The 18314-nt window shown below is 40.9% G+C and carries 18 protein-coding genes; 11 read left to right on the top strand and 7 right to left on the bottom strand.

Annotated features, from left to right (window positions below):
* Positions 1-7 precede the first annotated feature (7 nt).
* Positions 8-907, bottom strand: coding sequence for a methylmalonyl Co-A mutase-associated GTPase MeaB (meaB, locus tag ACH30E_RS03305; RefSeq protein WP_294988538.1), 900 nt, complete (start codon positions 905-907; stop codon positions 8-10).
* Between the two features lie 6 nt (positions 908-913).
* Between meaB and ACH30E_RS03300 the strand changes: the two genes are divergently transcribed.
* Positions 914-2164, top strand: a complete 1251-nt coding sequence (locus tag ACH30E_RS03300) for an O-antigen ligase family protein (protein ID WP_490823640.1) — start codon at positions 914-916, stop codon at positions 2162-2164.
* A 75-nt stretch (positions 2165-2239) separates the two neighbouring features.
* On the opposite strand, the gene ACH30E_RS03295 is transcribed toward ACH30E_RS03300, so the two are convergent.
* Positions 2240-3109 (bottom strand): glycosyltransferase family protein, encoded by an 870-nt coding sequence (locus tag ACH30E_RS03295; RefSeq protein ID WP_294988544.1) that lies wholly within the window; start codon positions 3107-3109, stop codon positions 2240-2242.
* Between the two features lie 93 nt (positions 3110-3202).
* Between ACH30E_RS03295 and ACH30E_RS03290 the strand changes: the two genes are divergently transcribed.
* From ACH30E_RS03290 to ACH30E_RS03265, 6 genes are all read left to right on the top strand, one after another.
* Entirely contained in the window at positions 3203-3844 is a 642-nt protein-coding gene (locus ACH30E_RS03290; RefSeq protein WP_294988547.1) for an LON peptidase substrate-binding domain-containing protein, read from the top strand.
* Positions 3845-3852: 8 nt separating this feature from the next.
* Positions 3853-4587 carry a type III pantothenate kinase gene (locus ACH30E_RS03285; RefSeq protein ID WP_294988550.1) on the top strand — a complete coding sequence of 245 codons (735 nt, stop codon included), beginning with the start codon at positions 3853-3855 and terminating at the stop codon, positions 4585-4587.
* Positions 4553-5926: a BamG family beta-barrel-assembly machinery protein gene (gene bamG, locus ACH30E_RS03280; protein ID WP_294988553.1), complete on the top strand. Its 1374-nt coding sequence runs from the start codon at positions 4553-4555 to the stop codon at positions 5924-5926. The genes ACH30E_RS03285 and bamG overlap by 35 nt, the downstream gene beginning before the upstream one ends.
* Positions 5919-6509 (top strand): LPS export ABC transporter periplasmic protein LptC, encoded by a 591-nt coding sequence (gene lptC / locus ACH30E_RS03275; protein ID WP_294988556.1) that lies wholly within the window; start codon positions 5919-5921, stop codon positions 6507-6509. Before bamG ends, lptC begins: the two co-directional genes overlap by 8 nt.
* Positions 6510-6638: 129 nt before the next feature.
* On the top strand, positions 6639-7088 hold the full coding sequence (locus tag ACH30E_RS03270) for a hypothetical protein (RefSeq protein WP_490823639.1): 450 nt from the start codon (positions 6639-6641) through the stop codon (positions 7086-7088).
* Between the two features lie 167 nt (positions 7089-7255).
* Positions 7256-8734: a Gfo/Idh/MocA family protein gene (locus tag ACH30E_RS03265; RefSeq protein ID WP_294988562.1), complete on the top strand. Its 1479-nt coding sequence runs from the start codon at positions 7256-7258 to the stop codon at positions 8732-8734.
* Positions 8735-8843: 109 nt separating this feature from the next.
* On the opposite strand, the gene ACH30E_RS03260 is transcribed toward ACH30E_RS03265, so the two are convergent.
* From ACH30E_RS03260 to ACH30E_RS03240, 5 genes are all read right to left on the bottom strand, one after another.
* On the bottom strand, positions 8844-9710 hold the full coding sequence (locus tag ACH30E_RS03260; RefSeq protein WP_490823638.1) for a sugar phosphate isomerase/epimerase family protein: 867 nt from the start codon (positions 9708-9710) through the stop codon (positions 8844-8846).
* An 82-nt stretch (positions 9711-9792) separates the two neighbouring features.
* Entirely contained in the window at positions 9793-10362 is a 570-nt protein-coding gene (locus ACH30E_RS03255; protein ID WP_490823637.1) for a gluconate 2-dehydrogenase subunit 3 family protein, read from the bottom strand.
* An 84-nt stretch (positions 10363-10446) separates the two neighbouring features.
* Entirely contained in the window at positions 10447-12126 is a 1680-nt protein-coding gene (locus tag ACH30E_RS03250) for a GMC oxidoreductase (RefSeq protein WP_294988571.1), read from the bottom strand.
* 114 nt (positions 12127-12240) lie between these two features.
* A complete protein-coding gene (locus tag ACH30E_RS03245) occupies positions 12241-13125 on the bottom strand; it encodes a hydroxypyruvate isomerase family protein (protein WP_294988574.1) in 885 nt (294 codons plus the stop codon).
* Positions 13126-13177: 52 nt separating this feature from the next.
* Positions 13178-14449, bottom strand: a complete 1272-nt coding sequence (locus ACH30E_RS03240; protein ID WP_294988577.1) for an MFS transporter — start codon at positions 14447-14449, stop codon at positions 13178-13180.
* Between the two features lie 228 nt (positions 14450-14677).
* On the opposite strand from ACH30E_RS03240, the gene ACH30E_RS03235 reads away from it, so the two are divergent.
* The 4 genes from ACH30E_RS03235 (at position 14678) to ACH30E_RS03220 (ending at position 18210) form a co-directional block, all read left to right on the top strand.
* Positions 14678-15844 carry a Gfo/Idh/MocA family protein gene (locus ACH30E_RS03235; RefSeq protein WP_294988579.1) on the top strand — a complete coding sequence of 389 codons (1167 nt, stop codon included), beginning with the start codon at positions 14678-14680 and terminating at the stop codon, positions 15842-15844.
* Positions 15845-15946: 102 nt separating this feature from the next.
* Positions 15947-17005 (top strand): sugar phosphate isomerase/epimerase family protein, encoded by a 1059-nt coding sequence (locus tag ACH30E_RS03230; protein ID WP_490823636.1) that lies wholly within the window; start codon positions 15947-15949, stop codon positions 17003-17005.
* A 96-nt stretch (positions 17006-17101) separates the two neighbouring features.
* Positions 17102-17488, top strand: a complete 387-nt coding sequence (locus ACH30E_RS03225) for a c-type cytochrome (protein WP_490823635.1) — start codon at positions 17102-17104, stop codon at positions 17486-17488.
* A gap of 2 nt (positions 17489-17490) precedes the next feature.
* A complete protein-coding gene (locus tag ACH30E_RS03220; RefSeq protein WP_490823634.1) occupies positions 17491-18210 on the top strand; it encodes a 3-keto-disaccharide hydrolase in 720 nt (239 codons plus the stop codon).
* Positions 18211-18314: the final 104 nt, after the last annotated feature.

The following is an 18314-nucleotide window of genomic DNA, read 5'->3' as shown; positions in this document are numbered from 1 at the left end:
AACTGTATTAAAGATACTGCTGGATAAAAGTAAATAAATTGAATTCACCTTTAGCAAGATTCGTTTCAATTGCATCTTTAATTGCCGATTTTTTAACACCTCGCATTTTCTCGCGTTGTATTAATTGATAGGCTCTTTCTGCCAGCAGCCATGCTTTTCGGGGTCTGGTTTGTTGTAATAAAGCATGTTCCTCTATTGCCTTCACCAATTCATCAATACCAGTTCTGGTTGATGCGATTGTTTTGATGATTGGCACCTGCCATTGAGTTTGGTTAAAAGTAGGTGCAAGCATCAACCGGAGATTTTTTACAAAATGATCTGCATCGGGTCTGTCGCTTTTATTCACCACGAAAATATCGGCTATCTCCATTAAACCAGCTTTCATGGTTTGCACTTCATCCCCCGCTTCCGGTACCACCACCACAATCGTTGTATCTGCCAATCCGGCTATTTCTATTTCGCTTTGTCCAACCCCTACTGTTTCAACAATTATATGATCGAAACCCGCAGCCTGCATCAGCGCAGTAATATCAATGATATGCGGGTGTAGTCCACCCAATGAACCCCTGGTAGCTAATGATCGGATAAATACATTGGGATGATTATACCATTCACTCATGCGTATCCTGTCGCCAAGTACCGCACCAAGATTAAATGGAGAAGATGGGTCAACACATAATACCCCTACTTTTTTGTTTTGTAAAACCCATGTGGCAATCAGTGCATCTACCAGCGTGCTTTTTCCTGCTCCTGGCGGACCTGTAATACCTGTTACCGAGGCATGACCAGCAGGCAGTTCTGCAAGAAACTGTTCAAAGCCGGGCACTTCATTTTCTACACAAGAAATACTTCTTGCCAATGAGCGCTGGTCGCCCTGTTTTATGCCTATTAATAATTGCTGCCACATAATGCTATGCTAAACGTAAATTTACCCTTGTTCCTGCAAAAGAAAGTAAATGAATCCACAGAAATACAGTTTAAAGAGGATATCGTGAAAAAAGTATCGTTTATCATGGCTTTATTCATCATCTCCCTTGCAGGGTTATTGTGGAGTCGTGCTATCTTATCCCTATCAATGGGTGCGTGGTTGATTTTTTCCATCTGGCATTTTCGATACTGGATTAACAACTGGTCCAGGAATCCTATCATCATCTGGGGAATAACACCTGTACTGTTTGGCTTGCTGGGTATATGGCAATCACCCGATGCCGCTGCAGGATGGGATCACCTGCTTACTTTAGCTACTTACCCGGTTTTGGCAATCAGTGGTGCCTGTATTTCATCTATTGAACCACGTTTATTCAAAACATTTGGTTATTGCTGGGTTATTGCTGCATTAATAGCAGTGCTGTATCCTTTGGGCTGGTATATTTTGCATAGCCAGGAAGCGTTGGAAAAATACAGTAGCGGACAATCATTACCTGTATTTATGGATAATGACCATGTTCGCTTTTCCATGTTCTTATCTGGCGCCGTTCTGATTGCATGGTTCAACAGAAAGGCACATAAATGGTTATTGGCAGCCAGCATTTTTTTAGCAGTTTGTATTCTCTTCTTAGCAGCACGCACCGGATGGGTAATGATTATACTGATGGGATTGATCATTGGCATTCAAACTATATGGAAAAAAGAACAGCGAAAAAATGGTTTGATTGTATTGGCAGGATTATCGGCTTTGCTTATTATAGCCTGGTTATTGTTTCCCACTGTACAACATAAATTGGGTTATAGTTTTTATGACTGGAACCAGTACGTACCCGGCAAATATGACCCTACCCTATCTGATAATGCCAGGTATGCAGTAAACAAAGCTGCATGGCACGCAATTCAATCTGGTCAGCAAAATATAGGCTGGGCTGCTATTCCGGAGGTTTTACAAAATAATTTCAAACAAGTATTTCCAAACTATAATACCAACTTCGGCTGGCCATTTAATCAATGGTTATTCTGGTGGATGGGAAGTGGATGGTGGGGAATGTTTTTATTTACTGCATGGTTATTATTTCCAGTTTATCTCGGTTGGCGACAAAAAAATATAGCCCTTACCTCTTGGACCCTTGCCATTGCCGCAACCTGCCTGGTAGAATGTAATTTGGGATACCAGTATGGGGTTTGGTTGCATGGGTGGATTATAATTTGGAAATTTGGAAATTTGAAAATTTGAAAATGATATTAGTTGGAGCGTTCTTCCAATAAATTTAGTGGTAAAAAATTTTCAAATTTTCAAATTACCTAATTTTCAAATTATTCGATAGTTCCTGAAATCAAACAACCTAATCCCTGTTTTCTTTTCGAAATAGTAGAGGAGTTTATCTTTAAAGGAGAATTTCTTTTTGCTGATGTCTAAATCTGTTTTCCAGTTTTGGCGGGCTATGCGGTCCAGCATTACTTGTGGGTGAGTGCCCGTAAATTTTTGTAAGGAATCGAACTCATCATAGTTCCAGAAGTCAGGTTCTTTCATTAAGTCTTCCAGTACTTTGTCTGAATGCCAGAGCTTGCTGAAATTTTTCATCTTTTTCATCATTTGCTCAGGGCTCTTCACCCAGCCATAATGGTACACATAAGCATCAATTGGTTTTACCCATAATTTCTGCTTTCCGATTCTGAATCCCTGGGCATCTTTATAAGAGGAAATCCGTTTATCGTTCCGTATTACCCTCACTTCGTGGTCGTACCATTTTCTGCTGTCGCCTACATAATCATAGGTGCCATAGAAATGGAGGTATTTAAACACCAATCCTTGTACCCTTTTATCATCCTTATACTGCAAACAGGCATTACGAATGGTTTCATGGTATTTTTCATGCACCGCTTCATCCCCCTGAATATAAAATGCCCAGTCGCTCGCAGGATCGATCAGTTGAAATGCTTTATTTGTTTCTACGGCTAATACTGAACCTCCGGAGCGAAGGTTAGGATCCCATACAGAATGATGGATTTTTATTTTTGGATCACCTATCGACTGCATTAGTCCAAGTGTATCATCATCTGAATTTCCCACCAGAATAATCATTTCATCTACTACCGGAAGAATAGACTTAATGGCTTCAACAATTGGGTAATCATTGATTACGGCATTACGGATAATGGTAAACCCGGAAATTTTCATAAGACAAAGTAAATACGAAATTGCATATCAAAACGACAACATGAAGTAATACTGTTCATATATTAACTGCTTTTATTTACTTCGTGGTAGCATATGACAAATTTCATCCCCATTTTCCCCCTTGGTATCATAATCTTTCCAGGTGAAACAGCTAACCTGCACATTTTCGAACCCAGGTATAAAGAGTTGATCAATGATTGCCATAACAGAAAAAAACCTTTTGGCATTCCCACTGTAAACAACAATAGCGTTTCCGAATTGGGTACACTTGTACAAATAACAGAGATCGCTCAGGTATATCCTGATGGCAGGATGGATATCCGTATTATGGGCGATAAAGTATTTCGTGTGCTGGAGCTTGTGCAATCGATCCCCGATAAATTATACAGCGGGGCAATTGTACATTATCCGGAAAATAATGAAAGCAAACAGCCTCAATTGTTGGAAACAGTACTAGTTGGTATTCGTGAATTGCACAAGCTGATCCATGTTACCAAACAGTTTAAGAAACCTGATCATTTGCTGAATAGTTATGATCTGGCCCATCATGCCGGACTTTCTGCCGAGGAAGAATATGAATTTTTAGGTCTTATGCACGAACTTCAGCGACTGGAATACCTTAAAAGACATCTTTCCAAAATTATTCCGGCGGCTACAGGCATTGAATCACTGAAGGAAAGGATTCACCTGAATGGACATTTCAGGGAGCTAAAAGGTTTTAATTTTAATGAATAACCGTATTTATGCAAACCAGTCTATGTTTTGATTTTGGGAATACACGTCTAAAATGCGCCATTTTTACCGGGCGCGAACTAAAAGATGTGATTGTATTGGAGAACGATAGCAATGAAGCGATTGAAGACCTGATTAAACAATACCAACCACAGAAATCCATTCTTTCTTCTGTAATTAACCATAATCCTTCAATAGAAACCATTCTTTCTGAAAATACCCAATTTCATAAACTTGGGCATACCAGCAAGCTACCATTCAGCACTCCGGTTGGTAAACCAGAAACAATTGGGGCCGACAGATTGGCTATTTGTGCGGCTTCGGTGGATTTGTTTCCAAATCAGCATAACCTGGCTATTGGACTGGGAACCTGTATAACCTATAATTACATCAATAAAGCGCATGAGTTTTTGGGTGGCAGCATCTCTCCGGGCTTAACTATGCGCTTCCGGGCTATGCATGAACAAACAGCATTATTACCCCTTGTAACGCCTGACCATCATGTTCCTTTAATTGGTTATGATACCAAAACCAACCTCCAAAGCGGTGTTATTTTGGGCATGGCTAAGGAAATTGACGGAATTATTGAAGCTTATGCCTTGAAATTCAACAACTTTAACGTGCTGTTAACCGGGGGTGATATGGCTTTTTTTGTACCGCATCTAAAAAACAGGATATTTGCCGACCCTTATTTAATATTTAAAGGCCTGTATGCGATCTGTGAGTACAACACTATTCAGAATTAGTTGCTGTTTTCTGGTTACCGGAATAAGCATTTTTAATGCCAATGCCCAGGAGAATTCTCCTTTTACCCGATATGGTTTAGGCGATTTTTACAATGGCAGCCATGCTATCAGCCGGGCCTTAGGCGGACTAGGCGTTGCTTACTCGGATGGCACCAACAACAACGTAGGACAAGCCATTAATTTTATGAATCCGGCTACTTATGGTCAGTTTTTTATGGTTTCTTATGATTTGGGGCTAACCATTGACAGCAGAAACCTGAGAAGCGAGAACCCGGCTGGGAAATTCAGGTCAAATTATTTCTATCCATCATACCTCGGTGTGGGAGTTCCATTAAATAAAGACAAGGGATGGGGTATGGCATTCGGTTTACGCCCATTAAGCCGAATCAGTTATTCTGTAATAAATCGTGAAAAAGTAGCAGGAGATAGTTTGGCAACAGTATTCGAAGGATCTGGAGGACTAAACCAGGCTTTTATCGGTATCGGTAAAAAATGGAAAGACCTGAGTGTCGGATTCAATACCGGGTTCAATTTTGGAAGAAAAGAAATCTCAACTAAAAAAGCCTTTATCAACGACACGACCTTCTTCTATCAATCTAATTCTTCAACCCTTACTACTTTTAGTGGTGTATTCTTTAATCCAGCCTTTCAGTATGAATTTACGGTTGGTAAAAAGGTAATTGAACAAACCAAAACAACGAATAGCTATAAAATAATTATTGGCGGTTCAGCAATGCTGGCACAAAGACTATCTGCTTCTCAGGATCAGAAAAGAGAAACTTTTGTAGAAACACAGTCAGGAGATATTACCGTTGATAGTATTTCTAATACAACCGATATTAAAGGTCGTATTCAAATGCCTGCAACATATGCAGCAGGTATTACCTTCCACAAAACCAGCAGTAATAACCGCGGAACCTTTGAAATGTGGTCTATCGGAGCAGAATATACCACCACTCAGTGGACCAAATATCGTTTCTACGGACAACCAGATCAGCTAAATAATAGCTGGCAGTTTAAAGTTGGCGCGCAGCTTTGTCCTGACCCACTTAATGGCAGAAATTACTGGAGCAATGTTAACTACCGCGTAGGTGCTTTTTTTGGTAAGGACTACTTAAATCCGGATGGTAATGGACTGAAACATGTTGGATTTTCATTAGGTGCTGGTTTACCTATTAAAAAATGGAACAACTATGATCGCCAGTTCACTATTTTAAATACAGCTTTACAGTTTGGAAAAAGAGGGTCTTCTGTTAATAATATTACAGAAAGCTATGTTCAGTTTACATTGGGAATTAGTTTAACCGATCTTTGGTTCCAGAAACGCAAGTATGATTAAACCTTCTTTTCATATAAAAAACATATTAGCAGCCTGTTTATTAGGCTGCTTTTTTGTATGCGGTTGTGAAAACGATGTAAATGATGTGAAGGAACTGAGCAGAAGGGCTCCTGGTATAGAAGAAGGAAAAAATATTGAAAGTTATCTTAGTCAAAATGGCCGCATTAGTGCCAAACTCACTGCACCACTCTTACTGCGCTACCAGGGTGATAGCATGCGTAAAACAGAATTTCCGAATACATTACATGTAGACTTTTTCGATTCTACCATGAAAACAGAAAGTCAGTTATTTGCTAAATATGGGCGTTATCTTCCGAATGAAAGCAAAGTTTTTCTGCGAGATAGTGTTGTAATTTTCAATACCAAAGGAGATACTTTATACAGTAATGAGTTGTATTGGGATCAATCACTTGGCCAGTTCTATACAAATACACCTGTTACATTGGTTCAGCATTATCCATATAAACAAAAAGGGCGTTATGCGAATGGGTTTCGCTCTAATCAGGATCTCACCGATATTACTTTCTTCAATATCCAACCCGGCAGTTTTGCTATTATTCCTGATAGCACATTCAACCCATAAACACATAAAAAAAATCATTTATTAAAGGCAACGATTTTTCATTGCCTTGTGTCTTATGCGTAACCCCTGTGAACTGTTGCATACGGTTCTTTTTTATTGTTCTATATAAGCCCTTAAAATCAATCATTTATGTGTTTACGCAAGTCGTTATTGTGTTTATTTTTCTTTGCTGTTGTTTTTGCTGCCTGCAGCATTTCCAAGCAATCTGCGCATGTAATTGTAAATAATGAAAGCAGGGAACATGTGCCAATGAAGTTGGTAATCAGTGATCAGGAGAATGGCAAGACAAAAGAAGCGGTGGATTATCTGTTAAAGCCCGGATTACAGGAGGTACACATTCGTAAATTTCCAAAAGGGGCCTATGACATATCTCTAAACCTGAAAAACGGCGTTATTCATAAAAATTACCCACTTGCTTTAGATACAGACCGGTGGATCATGGTTACCTATATGCAAGATGATTCCCTCAGGCTTCAAAAGAAATACGGGTATATCGACACTTCTTCTTTGAAAAAAATAAATGGTGAATATGCCGGACTCAATCTGTATGTTGAAAACAGAAGGCCTCCAAATTTATAGACCATAGACCATGGTCTATGGTCTATGGACTATGGACCATGCGCTTCCTCACAAAGTATCTGTTTCTCTCACCTCCCTCAGGTAACTGAAATTTTACGGGCTTCAATCAAAATAATTAAATAAATTCATGGCTCATTGTTTATCCAACCCATAACCAACCGATTGCTATGAAAAAGAAAGATCTGAACAAAAAACAGGAAAAGACCATTTCCGATAACTCCAGGCGGAAGTTTCTACAGAATGGCCTTACAGCGCTTGCCGGATTCTACATTGTTCCCCGACATGTTATTGGAAGAGGCTATATAGCCCCAAGTGATAAACTCCAGGTTGCAGGTATTGGAGCCGGTGGTAAAGGTGAGAGCGATTTATATAACTTTTTTATGAGTGGAAAAGCCGATATCGCTTTCTTATGTGATGTTGATTCACGTCAAAGTGCAAAGAGTCGTGAACGCTACCCAAAAGCCAAAGTATACGAAGATTATCGCGAGATGCTCGATAAGGAGCATAAAAATATAGATGCAGTATCTGTATCAACACCCGATCATATGCATGCGGTACAAGCTATGGCTGCCATGCAGTTGGGAAAACATGTTTATGTTCAAAAACCACTTTCGCACGATATATATGAGGCACGTGTTATGACCGAAGCGGCACATCGTTATAAGGTAGTAACACAAATGGGTAACCAGGGTGCTTCAGGTGATGGCGTACGTCAATTGGTTGACTGGTATAATGCCGGATTAATTGGTGATGTACACACTGTATATTGTTATACAGATCGTCCTGTTTGGCCACAGGGTATTCAGTGGTCAAAAAACTCGTTACCTGTACCTAAAGAGTTAAACTGGGATCTATGGCTGGGTACCGCTCCTTATAAGGATTATGTAGATAATCTGGTTCCATTTAACTGGCGCGGATGGTGGGATTATGGTACCGGTGCATTAGGTGATATGGCCTGCCATATTATGGCACCTGCATTTGCTGTACTTGGACTTGGCTACCCTGAATCAGCCGAGTGTAGTGTTGCAAAAAGATATGAAAGGAACTGGAACGCCATTTATGCACCAGAGTGTGGACCATTGGCTTCTCATATTATTTTGAAATTTAAAGGCCAGAACGGCAAGCCTGATTTAACCATGCATTGGATGGATGGTGGAATTCAGCCAGAGCGTCCTGCAGAGCTTGGACCAAATGAAATGATGGGTGATGGCGGTAATGGTACCATTTTTATTGGCACTAAAGGAAAGATGATGTGTGGTACATACGGAGCCATTCCTAACCTGTTACCGACCAATCTTACCAAAACCACACAGGTTCCACAAACTGTTAAGCGTGTACCTAATGGCGATAATGGTCACTATGCAGCATGGGTTGAGGCAGCAATTGCAGGCTATGGTTCTGAAGCAGCAAAAACCTTAAGCTCTAATTTCGATGTTGCTGGTCCGCTTACAGAAAGCGTATTGATGGGCAACCTTGCAATCCGTAGTTATGATCTTCAAAAGAAAATGGATAATGGCCGCATAGCTTATCCTGGCAGAAATATCAGACTGGTATGGGATGGTCCGAATATGAAAATCACCAACTTCGACGAAGCCAACCAGTTCGTAAAACGTCAGTACAGAGAAGGCTGGAGTTTGGGGGTGTGAGAACAGAGAAATAAGGAATAAGAAATAGAAAATAAGAAAGGAATGAGGAAGTGTAAATACAACTACACTTTCTCATTCCTTATTTTTTATTCCTTATTCCTCTGTTTCTTTAGATCTGAAACTTACTCATATACCCTGCATTCACTTTTGCGCTATCCATGGGGGTTGTACCGGTAAAGGCTTCCTGTTCTACGATAAATTTATTCAGTCCATATTTACGGCCTTCTGCAAGGATCGATTTAAAATCGATGCTGCCTTTACCAATATGGCATGATTCATTTCCTTTATCGGTTTTCGTAAGGTCTTTAACATGACATAAACGGAAACGGTTAGGGTATTTTTTGAACCAGGCTTTTGGATCTTCGCCTGCTGCCACTACCCAATAAATATCCATTTCAAAATCAACCAGGTCTTTGTCGGTACCTTCCATCATAACCACCTGCGGAACCTGATCATCCAATACTTTGAATGAATAGTCGTGGTTATGATAGGCGAAACGGATACCATTCTTTTTCGCTATCTGGCCAGACTTATTAAACTCATCATTGAATTTTTTGAAATCGTCGATTGATTTTTGTGGGCCTTTCCATGGGCAAATCAAATAAGACATACCGATCTCGGCTGCTTCTGCTGATTTCTTTTCGAAATCAACGGTATTGTTACAATGTGCTGAGACCAATTTCATTCCCAGGTCATCCATGAGTTTTTTAAACTCGGTATTTTTCATACCCCAGAAAAAGCCTTTCGGTCCTTCAAAGCTTTCGATTTGCTTATATCCGTATGATGAAAGTTTGGTAAGGGTATCTTTTGGGTCGACCATCATGGCTTCTTTTACGGTCCATAATTGAATGCCAAAATCTCCTAATGGTTTATAAGCCAGTTCATCTAATATTGATGACTTCCCCGCAAATGGCATCGACAATGCCGCTGCCGCAAAACCTGTATTGCGTAGAAAGTTTCTGCGATTGATTGTCATAAGTACTGAGATTAGAATTAAAAAATCAAGACTCAAAAGTCAAATACATATTTTGAATTTGACTTTTGAGTCTTTACTTACCTTAACTAGTGGCCCAGGCTTTATCGCCTTTGGCATAAGGTATATTACCTTCATATTTACCTGGCACAGCAACATAGCGTAAAGCCTTTGTTGCACCTACTTCAGAAGTGAAGAACCCAAGCAGGGTTAATTCTTTCATCATCCTGAAATAATGATTAGGATCTTCCGGTTTTTTGACTTTCTGGTATTCTTTTGTTTCCTTATCAAGGTCAACCAGTAATGCATGTCGCTGTTCTGGTGTACTGTCCATAAAGGATTTACCATTTTTGGTTTTACTGGCCTCATCCAGTTTTGTAAACCCTTCTTTAAAGATGGTTTGGTCTTTTGCTTCGTAACAATCTGTTACATATACCGACATAAACTCTCCTACCTTGGCTTCTTTGGCACCCGGTGTGCTTGTAGCAGGTAAAATTGTTTCTCCTACTTCATTCAAAAAACTGATTTCATCCGGAGAAAAACTGATACCACTATCTGTACCAGTAGTTTTACAGCCCGTTAGAAAAGCAGTTGAACCTATTAATGTTCCCCCTAGTAGCAATGCTACACTTGAAAGGGCTTCTCTTCTATTCATGGTAATGTTTTTTTTCGTGAATAGTGAATAGTGAATGGTGAATGCTGGTCTCTTTATTGACCATTCACCATTGACAATTGACTACTATAAATTTTGTTTTTTCAATTCACTAACCGCATGGTCTGCAGCGCGTGCAGTAAATGCCATATAAGTTAATGATGGGTTTACACAAGCTGATGAAGTCATGAATGCGCCATCGGTAACATACACATTTGGTGCATCCCAAACCTGGTTGAATTTATTTACAACCGAAGTTTTAGGATCATTCCCCATACGTGCGGTTCCCATTTCGTGAATACCACGACCCAATACACCATTGCCTTCGTAACCATACACATCTTTTACGCCTGCATTGGTGAGTATTTCAATAGCATCGGCCTGCATATCTTTCCTCATTTTGATTTCGTTCTCTTTGAGTTCGCAATCAAATGAAAGAACAGGAAGCCCCCATTTATCTTTCACGTTTTTATCGAGGGTAATTTTATTGCTATGATCAGGCAGTACTTCTCCAAAGCCCATCATACCGAAGGTCCAGCCACCCGGTTCTGTAAGAGCATCTTTAAATTCGGCACCGATACTTAATTCGGCAACTTCTCTTCCCCATCCCTGTCTGGATGCACTTCCCTGATATCCAAACCCGCGGAGATAGTCGCGTTTATCGCCATAGAGATTGCGGTAACGTGGTACATAAATACCATTTGCCCTGCGACCGAAATAGTATTTGTCTTCATAACCTTCCACACGACCGCCGGCGCCAACACCTAAATGGTGGTCCATGATATTATGACCCAATTCACCACTGCTGCTTCCTAATCCATCAGGCCAAACATCCGTAGCTGAATTCATCAGAATCCATGCTGTGTTTAATGCAGATGCATTTAGGAAAACTATTTTAGCATTGTAGGTATAGGTTTTATTTGTTTCGGCATCGAGTACTTCAACACCTGTTGCGCGTTTTTTGTCTTTATCGTACAATACCCTTGTTACAATTGACCATGGACGCAGTGTTAAATTACCTGTGGCCATCGCTGCAGGTAAAGTAGATGACTGTGTACTGAAATAAGCGCCAAACGGACAACCCAGCCAACACTTATTACGGTACTGGCAATTGGTACGGCCATTATGTTCCTGGGTAAGGTTTGCTACACGACCAATGATCATGTGGCGCTGGTTCTTATAATATTCTTTTATACGCTTGGCCAGGTCTTTCTCTACAACGTTAAGTTCCATCGGGGGAAGAAAATCGCTGTCTGGCAGGTGAGGTAACCCTTCTTTACTGCCACTGATACCTGCATGACGTTCTACATAAGAATACCAGCTTTCTATGTCTTTATATCTAACCGGCCAATCAACACCTACTCCGTCTTTCAGGTTGGCCTCAAAATCAAAATCGCTCCATCGATAACTTTGGCGGCCCCACATTAAAGATCGTCCACCAACATGGTATCCACGGAACCAATCGAAGCGTTTTACTTCTGTGTAAGGACTTTCCTTTTCATTTACCCAATAATCGAGGTTTGTTTCATTAAGTGGGTAGTCGCGTTTGAGAACTGGATAATCATTGATCATCTGTTGGGTTCTTCTTCCGCGATGGGGATAATCCCAAGCTTCTTTGTTGGCGTTTACATAATCCTTAATGTGTTCAATGTTACGCCCACGTTCGAGCAAGAGCACTTTCAGCCCCTTTTCAGTAAGTTCTTTAGCGGCCCATCCGCCACTGATTCCTGAACCTACTACGATTGCATCATAATTTTGTTCGGCCATGGTCTGTTTGTTTATGATTGTTTGTGGTTTGCTGTTTTAGTCCATGGTTGATAGTCCATGGTTCATAGTATTATTTAACCATGGACTATGGACCATGGTCTATCGACTATTCTATCACACATCACAAATCTGAATAGCTTTTCTCAGCGATCCGATTTTATCGTTGCCTGTAGCTATAAATTCCTGTGCTACATATTGTTTAAAGCCGGTCTCTACAATTGCCTTCATGATTGCCGGATAATATAATTCCTGCGATTCATCTATTTCATGGCGGCCTGGAACACCTGCAGTATGGTAATGACCGAAATACTGGTGGTTGTTTTTGATGGTACGGATGATATCTCCTTCGTTAATCTGCATGTGGTAGATATCATACAACAGTTTAAAGTTTGGAGAACCCAACTGTTTGCATAATTCAACGCCCCATGCCGAGCTGTCGCACATATAATCTTTGTGATCTACTTTACTGTTGAAGAGCTCCATCTGAATAATCACCCCTTTCTTCTCTGCCAGCGACATAATCTGTTTCAATCCGGTAACACAGTTTTTTAATCCGGTCTCATCATCCATTCCATTCCTGTTGCCGCTGAAACAAATCAGGTTGGTATAACCTGCTTTTGCTACGAGTTCAATATGTTCGGTATAATTCTTAATCAATGTTGCATGATACTGCGGGTCGTTCCATCCTTTTACCAAACCTATTTCAGCACCATTACACATGGTTGAGATAAGGTTGTGTTTCTTCAAAATATCCCAGTCTTTAGGACCAACCAGATCAATACCAACCAATCCCATTTCTTTAACGATTACGCATAATTGATCAAGCGGGATATCACTATAACACCAGCGGCAAACAGAGTGATTGATATTTCCTTTGAGTGCCATAGTTGTTGAGGTGGTGTTAGTGGTAAATGCAGAAACGCCCGATCCGGTTGCCAGTAATGCTGAACCGGCAAGCAATTGTTTAATCGTTTTTCTTCTTGATGATTCTGTTGCCATGATTGATCTTTCGCAGGATAATAAATATAAGGATTAATGTTTAACCAACGTTCTAAGCAGGCATATTTGACTTTGTTTTATTCCTCATGTATAAGAATAGTCCGGCAAATGCCACAGATAAAACAATGGGTATGAGCATGGTGGCATTCAGTATTTCAGGGCCGGCGAGTTTTTTTGCTTCCCCTAATGCATTAGCCATTTCTGTTCCGGCAGCGGCATTTGAATAATCTGCAAGATTTGCACCTGCCGGAAGTTTAGCAGCCAGTAAATTATCATAATAATCACTCATGAATATCATATAAACCGAAACGGCAAACATACCGGCTCCACCCATAAGGTTTAAACCTACTGCACCTGTTTTGGGAAGATTTTCCGACACAAAACCGAGCATGGTAGGCCAGAAATAACAAACACCCATTCCAAAGATGATGGCACCAACAAAAAGCATATTACCGGTTGTATGTCCCATAAGGTATAAACCTACTGCCGATAAAATTGCTGATATCAGGAGTACACCTGCCGGAGAGAACCGGTGTACAACTGGCTCTGCAAAAGCCCGGCCCAGCACCATAATACCCGTTTCTATGGTTAAAAGCAGAATTGCATTATCTGATACATTTTTCAGGAGTACATCAATCCACTGGCCTGTAAACAATTCGGTAATAGCAGTACCAAACATCAGGATGATCATAAAAATAAAGAGGGGGTTCAGCAGCGACTTATACATTTCTGCCGCAGAAACACCACTTGCCACCCGTTCGGTAACGGGGAAATTCAGTTTGCTGAACAGGTAGCCGTACAGAATGGTTGGTATTAACATTAAACCAACCTGTACTTGCCAGCTAACGCCCACTTTATCCAGGAAATACACCAGTAAAGTACCGATAACAATACCCCCTGGAAACCACAAATGAAAATGGTTAAGCTTAGTGGTTTTATTATCTGAATAAATGGTTGCAACTAATGGGTTACAGGCTGCTTCAACAGTTCCGTTGGCAATACCCACACAAAGTGTTGAAATGAACAGGGTCCAGTAACCACCCGCAAAAATGGTGAGCAGAATACCGGCGAGATGGAACAAAAACGCAACGATCAGCAATCTCTTCATGCCGATAATATCTACTACAAATCCACCGATTACCACAGCAAGTGGAAAGCCCCAGAATGCGGTAGCGGCAATAGTTCCGAGTTGTGACGCATTTAATTCGAATTCTACACCAAGTCGGCCAAGTATTCCGGCCCTGATACCAAAAGAAAGAGAAGTTACCAATAATGCCAGACAGCTGGCAACAAATAATTGTTGACGTTGGGGAGTGGCGTGCATATCGTTTGAGTTGTTGGTTGAAATAAGCCACTAAATGTAATTTTATTTTCAAACAAAGCAGCGAAAAATTTTCCCATTTTACCGTCATTTGTACCGATTTCTCCGCAAACGATTGTGCTTTTTTATCCGATACTGTATGATAAAATTTCTCTGGCTTCCATTTTTTTAATAACCTTACATCCCTGAAATTATTTCTTCTACTCAAGAACCTAATAAAAAAATCGTCTCATGAACCGAAAACTCAGAATGGGTATGGTTGGTGGTGGCCGCGATGCCTTTATCGGCGCCATTCACCGTATTGCTGCTAATATGGATGGACTAATTGAAGTTGTATGCGGAGCGCTTAGTATTAACCCTGAAATTGCCAAAGCTTCCGGGGAAGACCTCTTTCTCCCTGCAGACAGGATCTACATGAATTTTGAAGAGATGATCACAAAGGAAAGTCAGTTACCTGCAGATAAAAGAATGGACTTCATCACAATCGTAACGCCCAATTTTGCCCATTTCGCGCCTGCAATGATGGCATTGGATCATGGCTTTCATGTTGTGATTGAGAAGCCGATGACTTTCACTTTTGAAGAAGCGCAGTTACTTCACCAGAAAGTGCAGGAAACGGGTTTATTATTATGTCTTACACATACTTATTCAGGGTATCCCATGGTAAAACAGGCACGTGCAATGGTTGCCGGCGGTGTATTAGGGAAAATCAGGAAGGTATGGGTTGAATATCCACAGGGCTGGCTCAGCAAACTGTCTGAACGTGAAGGCAATAAACAGGCAGCCTGGAGAACAGACCCCAAGCGCTCCGGCAAAGCCGGCGCAATGGGCGATATTGGCACACATGCTGCCCATCTTGCCGAATATATTACCGGAGCAGAAATCACCCATTTATGTGCCGACCTTAATGCACTGGTAGAAGGCCGTTTACTGGATGATGATGGTAATGTACTGTTGCGTATGAGCAATGGAGCAAGAGGAGTGTTAATGGCATCACAGGTAGCCGCGGGCGAAGAAAACGCTTTGAAAATAAGGGTTTATGGAGAACTTGGCGGACTTGAATGGGCTCAGCATGAGCCGAATACATTACTGCTGAAATGGCTTGACCAACCCACTCAAATTTTAAGGGCCGGTGGAAACTATGGTGACAGGTTAAGTTCCTTCGCTACCCATAATTGCAGAACACCGGGCGGCCATCCGGAAGGTTACCTGGAAGCATTTGCAAATATTTATCGCAATTTCGCCTTAACCCTGGGTGCACGCATAGATGGTACTCAACCAACTGCTGAAATGCTCGACTTCCCAACCACCCGCGATGGCTTGAGAGGCATGGCTTTCATCGACAATGTTGTGGCTTCTGCTGCATCTGATGTAAAATGGACGGAATATAAAATTTAGTGAATGGTCAATTGTGAATGGTGAATATGGAATCCTATATGACCATTCACAATTGACCATTGACCATTGACCATTCACCACTCACTATCAAACCTCTCTACTATGACAACCATCAAAGGCCCGGGTATTTTTCTGGCTCAATTCATGGGAGATGCTGCTCCTTTTAATTCTCTTGAAAGTATTTGTAAATGGGCCGCTTCTTTAGGGTTTAAAGGCGTACAAATTCCTACCTGGGATGCCCGTTGTATTGATTTGCAAAAAGCCGCAGAGAGTAAAACTTATGCCGATGAAATAAAAGGCATCGTTGCTGCTGCTGGCCTGGAGATTACAGAACTATCAACACACCTGCAAGGACAACTGGTAGCTGTTCATCCGGCTTATGATGTAATGTTCGATGGGTTTGCACCTGAAAATGTTAGAGGTAATGCAAAAGCACGTACCGCATGGGCCATTCAGCAACTGCAATATGCAGCCAAAGCATCTGCCAATCTTGGTTTAAATGCACATGCTACTTTCAGTGGCGCCTTATTATGGCATACAGTTTACCCATGGCCACAAAGACCTGCAGGATTAGTAGAGACTGGTTTTACGGAACTGGCTAAAAGATGGAAACCTATTCTGGATGTTTTTGATGAAAATGGTGTGGATCTCTGTTATGAAATTCACCCGGGTGAAGACCTGCATGATGGTATCAGCTATGAAATATTCCTGGAAAAAGTGAACAACCACCCTCGTGCCTGTTTATTATACGACCCGTCACACTTTGTTTTACAATGCCTCGACTACCTAAGCTATATTGATCATTACCATGAACGCATCCGCATGTTTCATGTTAAGGATGCGGAGTTTAACCCAAGCGGTAAACAAGGTGTTTACGGAGGATACCAGGGTTGGGTTAACAGAGCAGGACGATTCCGTTCATTGGGTGATGGACAGGTAGATTTTGGTTCCATCTTTAGTAAACTTGCCGCTTATAATTACAAAGGATGGGCAGTTATGGAATGGGAATGTGCTTTAAAACACCCCGAAGTTGGTGCAGCTGAAGGTGCCCCTTTCATTCAAAAACACATTATTAAAGTAACCGATAAAGCATTCGACGATTTCGCAGGAACCGGCTCCGATGAAAATTTCAATCGCAGCATTTTGGGAATCAATGAATAACTTAGCTGTGAATAGTCGATTGTGAATTGTCAAATATTCTATTCACAATTTACCATTAACAATTCACCTATAACCAAACCACAAAACAATAAAACCGTGAAAAAGTACCTAGTATCACTCTCATTGCTGGCTATTCTTGCCGCATGTGGAGGTAATGAAGAGAAAAAAGAAACAAGTAATTCAACCACTGCATCAGCTACTGAAGACCTTAGCAGTAATCCCGATTATACCAAAGGACTTGAACTGATTGGCAAATCAGATTGCCTTACTTGTCATAAAGTAGGCGATAAACTCATCGGCCCTTCCTACAAAGAAGTTGCGGCTAAATATGAAAATTCAGATGAGAATATCAATATGCTGGCAGATAAAATCATTAAAGGCGGACAAGGTGTATGGGGCTCCATACCTATGACTCCCCATCCGGCAATATCAACTGATGATGCCAAAGCAATGGTTAAATATATTCTCCTCTTAAAGAAATAATTATGCTTCAAAACTGGCTAACAACCGCTATTATCAGTGTTTTCATTTTTGGAAATGCAGTTTCAGAAAACAAAGCCGACGCTACTGCTAATACCATGTTGCAAAAAAATGGCTGGATCTCTTTGTTTGATGGTAAAACTACCAAAGGATGGATTACCTATGGTAAAGACAACATCGGGAGTTGCTGGAAAGTAGAAAACGGCGTGTTACACCTGGATGCTTCAGAAAAAAGCGGTCGGGGTGATATTATTCATGATCTTGAATTAGAAAATTTCCACCTGAAAGTTGACTGGAAGGTTTCTAAAAATGGCAATAGTGGCATCATTTTCTGGGCGCAAAACGATACAGCTAAATATAAAAGGGTTTGGTATACAGGCCCCGAAATGCAGGTATTGGATAATGACGGCCATCCCGACGCTAAAATCAATAAACACCGTTCTGGTAATCTTTACGATCTGGTTGCTGGCAAAGAAGGTGTTACGAAACCTGTTGGCGAATGGAACACAGCAGAAATCATCTGTAATAAAGGCAAAATGGAATTTAAACTAAATGGCGAAAGTATATTGAACACCACTTATGGCGACGATCAGTGGAATCAATTAATTGCCAATAGCAAGTTTAAATCGATGCCCGGTTTCGGCAAAATTTTCAAAGGGCATATTGCCCTGCAAGACCATGGCGACGATGTATGGTTCAGGAATATTGTGGTGAAGAAACTTTAGGAATGATGAATGTTGAATAAAGAATATTCAATGATGAAATAATTGGGCCGCTTCAAAATGAAGCGGCCTTTTTGTTTTTTCAGACCATAATTTATTACATTAGC

It is taken from the genome of Sediminibacterium sp. FW305-C-61, assembly GCF_058231065.1.
The sequence above is the reverse complement of the archived record's forward strand: the minus strand, read 5'-3'. Positions and strand labels throughout refer to the sequence as shown.

Excerpts from the sequence above, each read along its gene's own strand:
- meaB (WP_294988538.1), bottom strand. The coding sequence starts at position 907 with ATGTGGCAGCAATTATTAATAGGCATAAAACAGGGCGACCAGCGCTCA.
- ACH30E_RS03300 (WP_490823640.1), top strand. The coding sequence starts at position 914 with ATGCTAAACGTAAATTTACCCTTGTTCCTGCAAAAGAAAGTAAATGAA.
- ACH30E_RS03295 (WP_294988544.1), bottom strand. The coding sequence starts at position 3,109 with ATGAAAATTTCCGGGTTTACCATTATCCGTAATGCCGTAATCAATGAT.
- ACH30E_RS03290 (WP_294988547.1), top strand. The coding sequence starts at position 3,203 with ATGACAAATTTCATCCCCATTTTCCCCCTTGGTATCATAATCTTTCCA.
- ACH30E_RS03285 (WP_294988550.1), top strand. The coding sequence starts at position 3,853 with ATGCAAACCAGTCTATGTTTTGATTTTGGGAATACACGTCTAAAATGC.
- bamG (WP_294988553.1), top strand. The coding sequence starts at position 4,553 with ATGCGATCTGTGAGTACAACACTATTCAGAATTAGTTGCTGTTTTCTG.
- lptC (WP_294988556.1), top strand. The coding sequence starts at position 5,919 with ATGATTAAACCTTCTTTTCATATAAAAAACATATTAGCAGCCTGTTTA.
- ACH30E_RS03270 (WP_490823639.1), top strand. The coding sequence starts at position 6,639 with ATGTGTTTACGCAAGTCGTTATTGTGTTTATTTTTCTTTGCTGTTGTT.
- ACH30E_RS03265 (WP_294988562.1), top strand. The coding sequence starts at position 7,256 with ATGAAAAAGAAAGATCTGAACAAAAAACAGGAAAAGACCATTTCCGAT.
- ACH30E_RS03260 (WP_490823638.1), bottom strand. The coding sequence starts at position 9,710 with ATGACAATCAATCGCAGAAACTTTCTACGCAATACAGGTTTTGCGGCA.
- ACH30E_RS03255 (WP_490823637.1), bottom strand. The coding sequence starts at position 10,362 with ATGAATAGAAGAGAAGCCCTTTCAAGTGTAGCATTGCTACTAGGGGGA.
- ACH30E_RS03250 (WP_294988571.1), bottom strand. The coding sequence starts at position 12,126 with ATGGCCGAACAAAATTATGATGCAATCGTAGTAGGTTCAGGAATCAGT.
- ACH30E_RS03245 (WP_294988574.1), bottom strand. The coding sequence starts at position 13,125 with ATGGCAACAGAATCATCAAGAAGAAAAACGATTAAACAATTGCTTGCC.
- ACH30E_RS03240 (WP_294988577.1), bottom strand. The coding sequence starts at position 14,449 with ATGCACGCCACTCCCCAACGTCAACAATTATTTGTTGCCAGCTGTCTG.
- ACH30E_RS03235 (WP_294988579.1), top strand. The coding sequence starts at position 14,678 with ATGAACCGAAAACTCAGAATGGGTATGGTTGGTGGTGGCCGCGATGCC.
- ACH30E_RS03230 (WP_490823636.1), top strand. The coding sequence starts at position 15,947 with ATGACAACCATCAAAGGCCCGGGTATTTTTCTGGCTCAATTCATGGGA.
- ACH30E_RS03220 (WP_490823634.1), top strand. The coding sequence starts at position 17,491 with ATGCTTCAAAACTGGCTAACAACCGCTATTATCAGTGTTTTCATTTTT.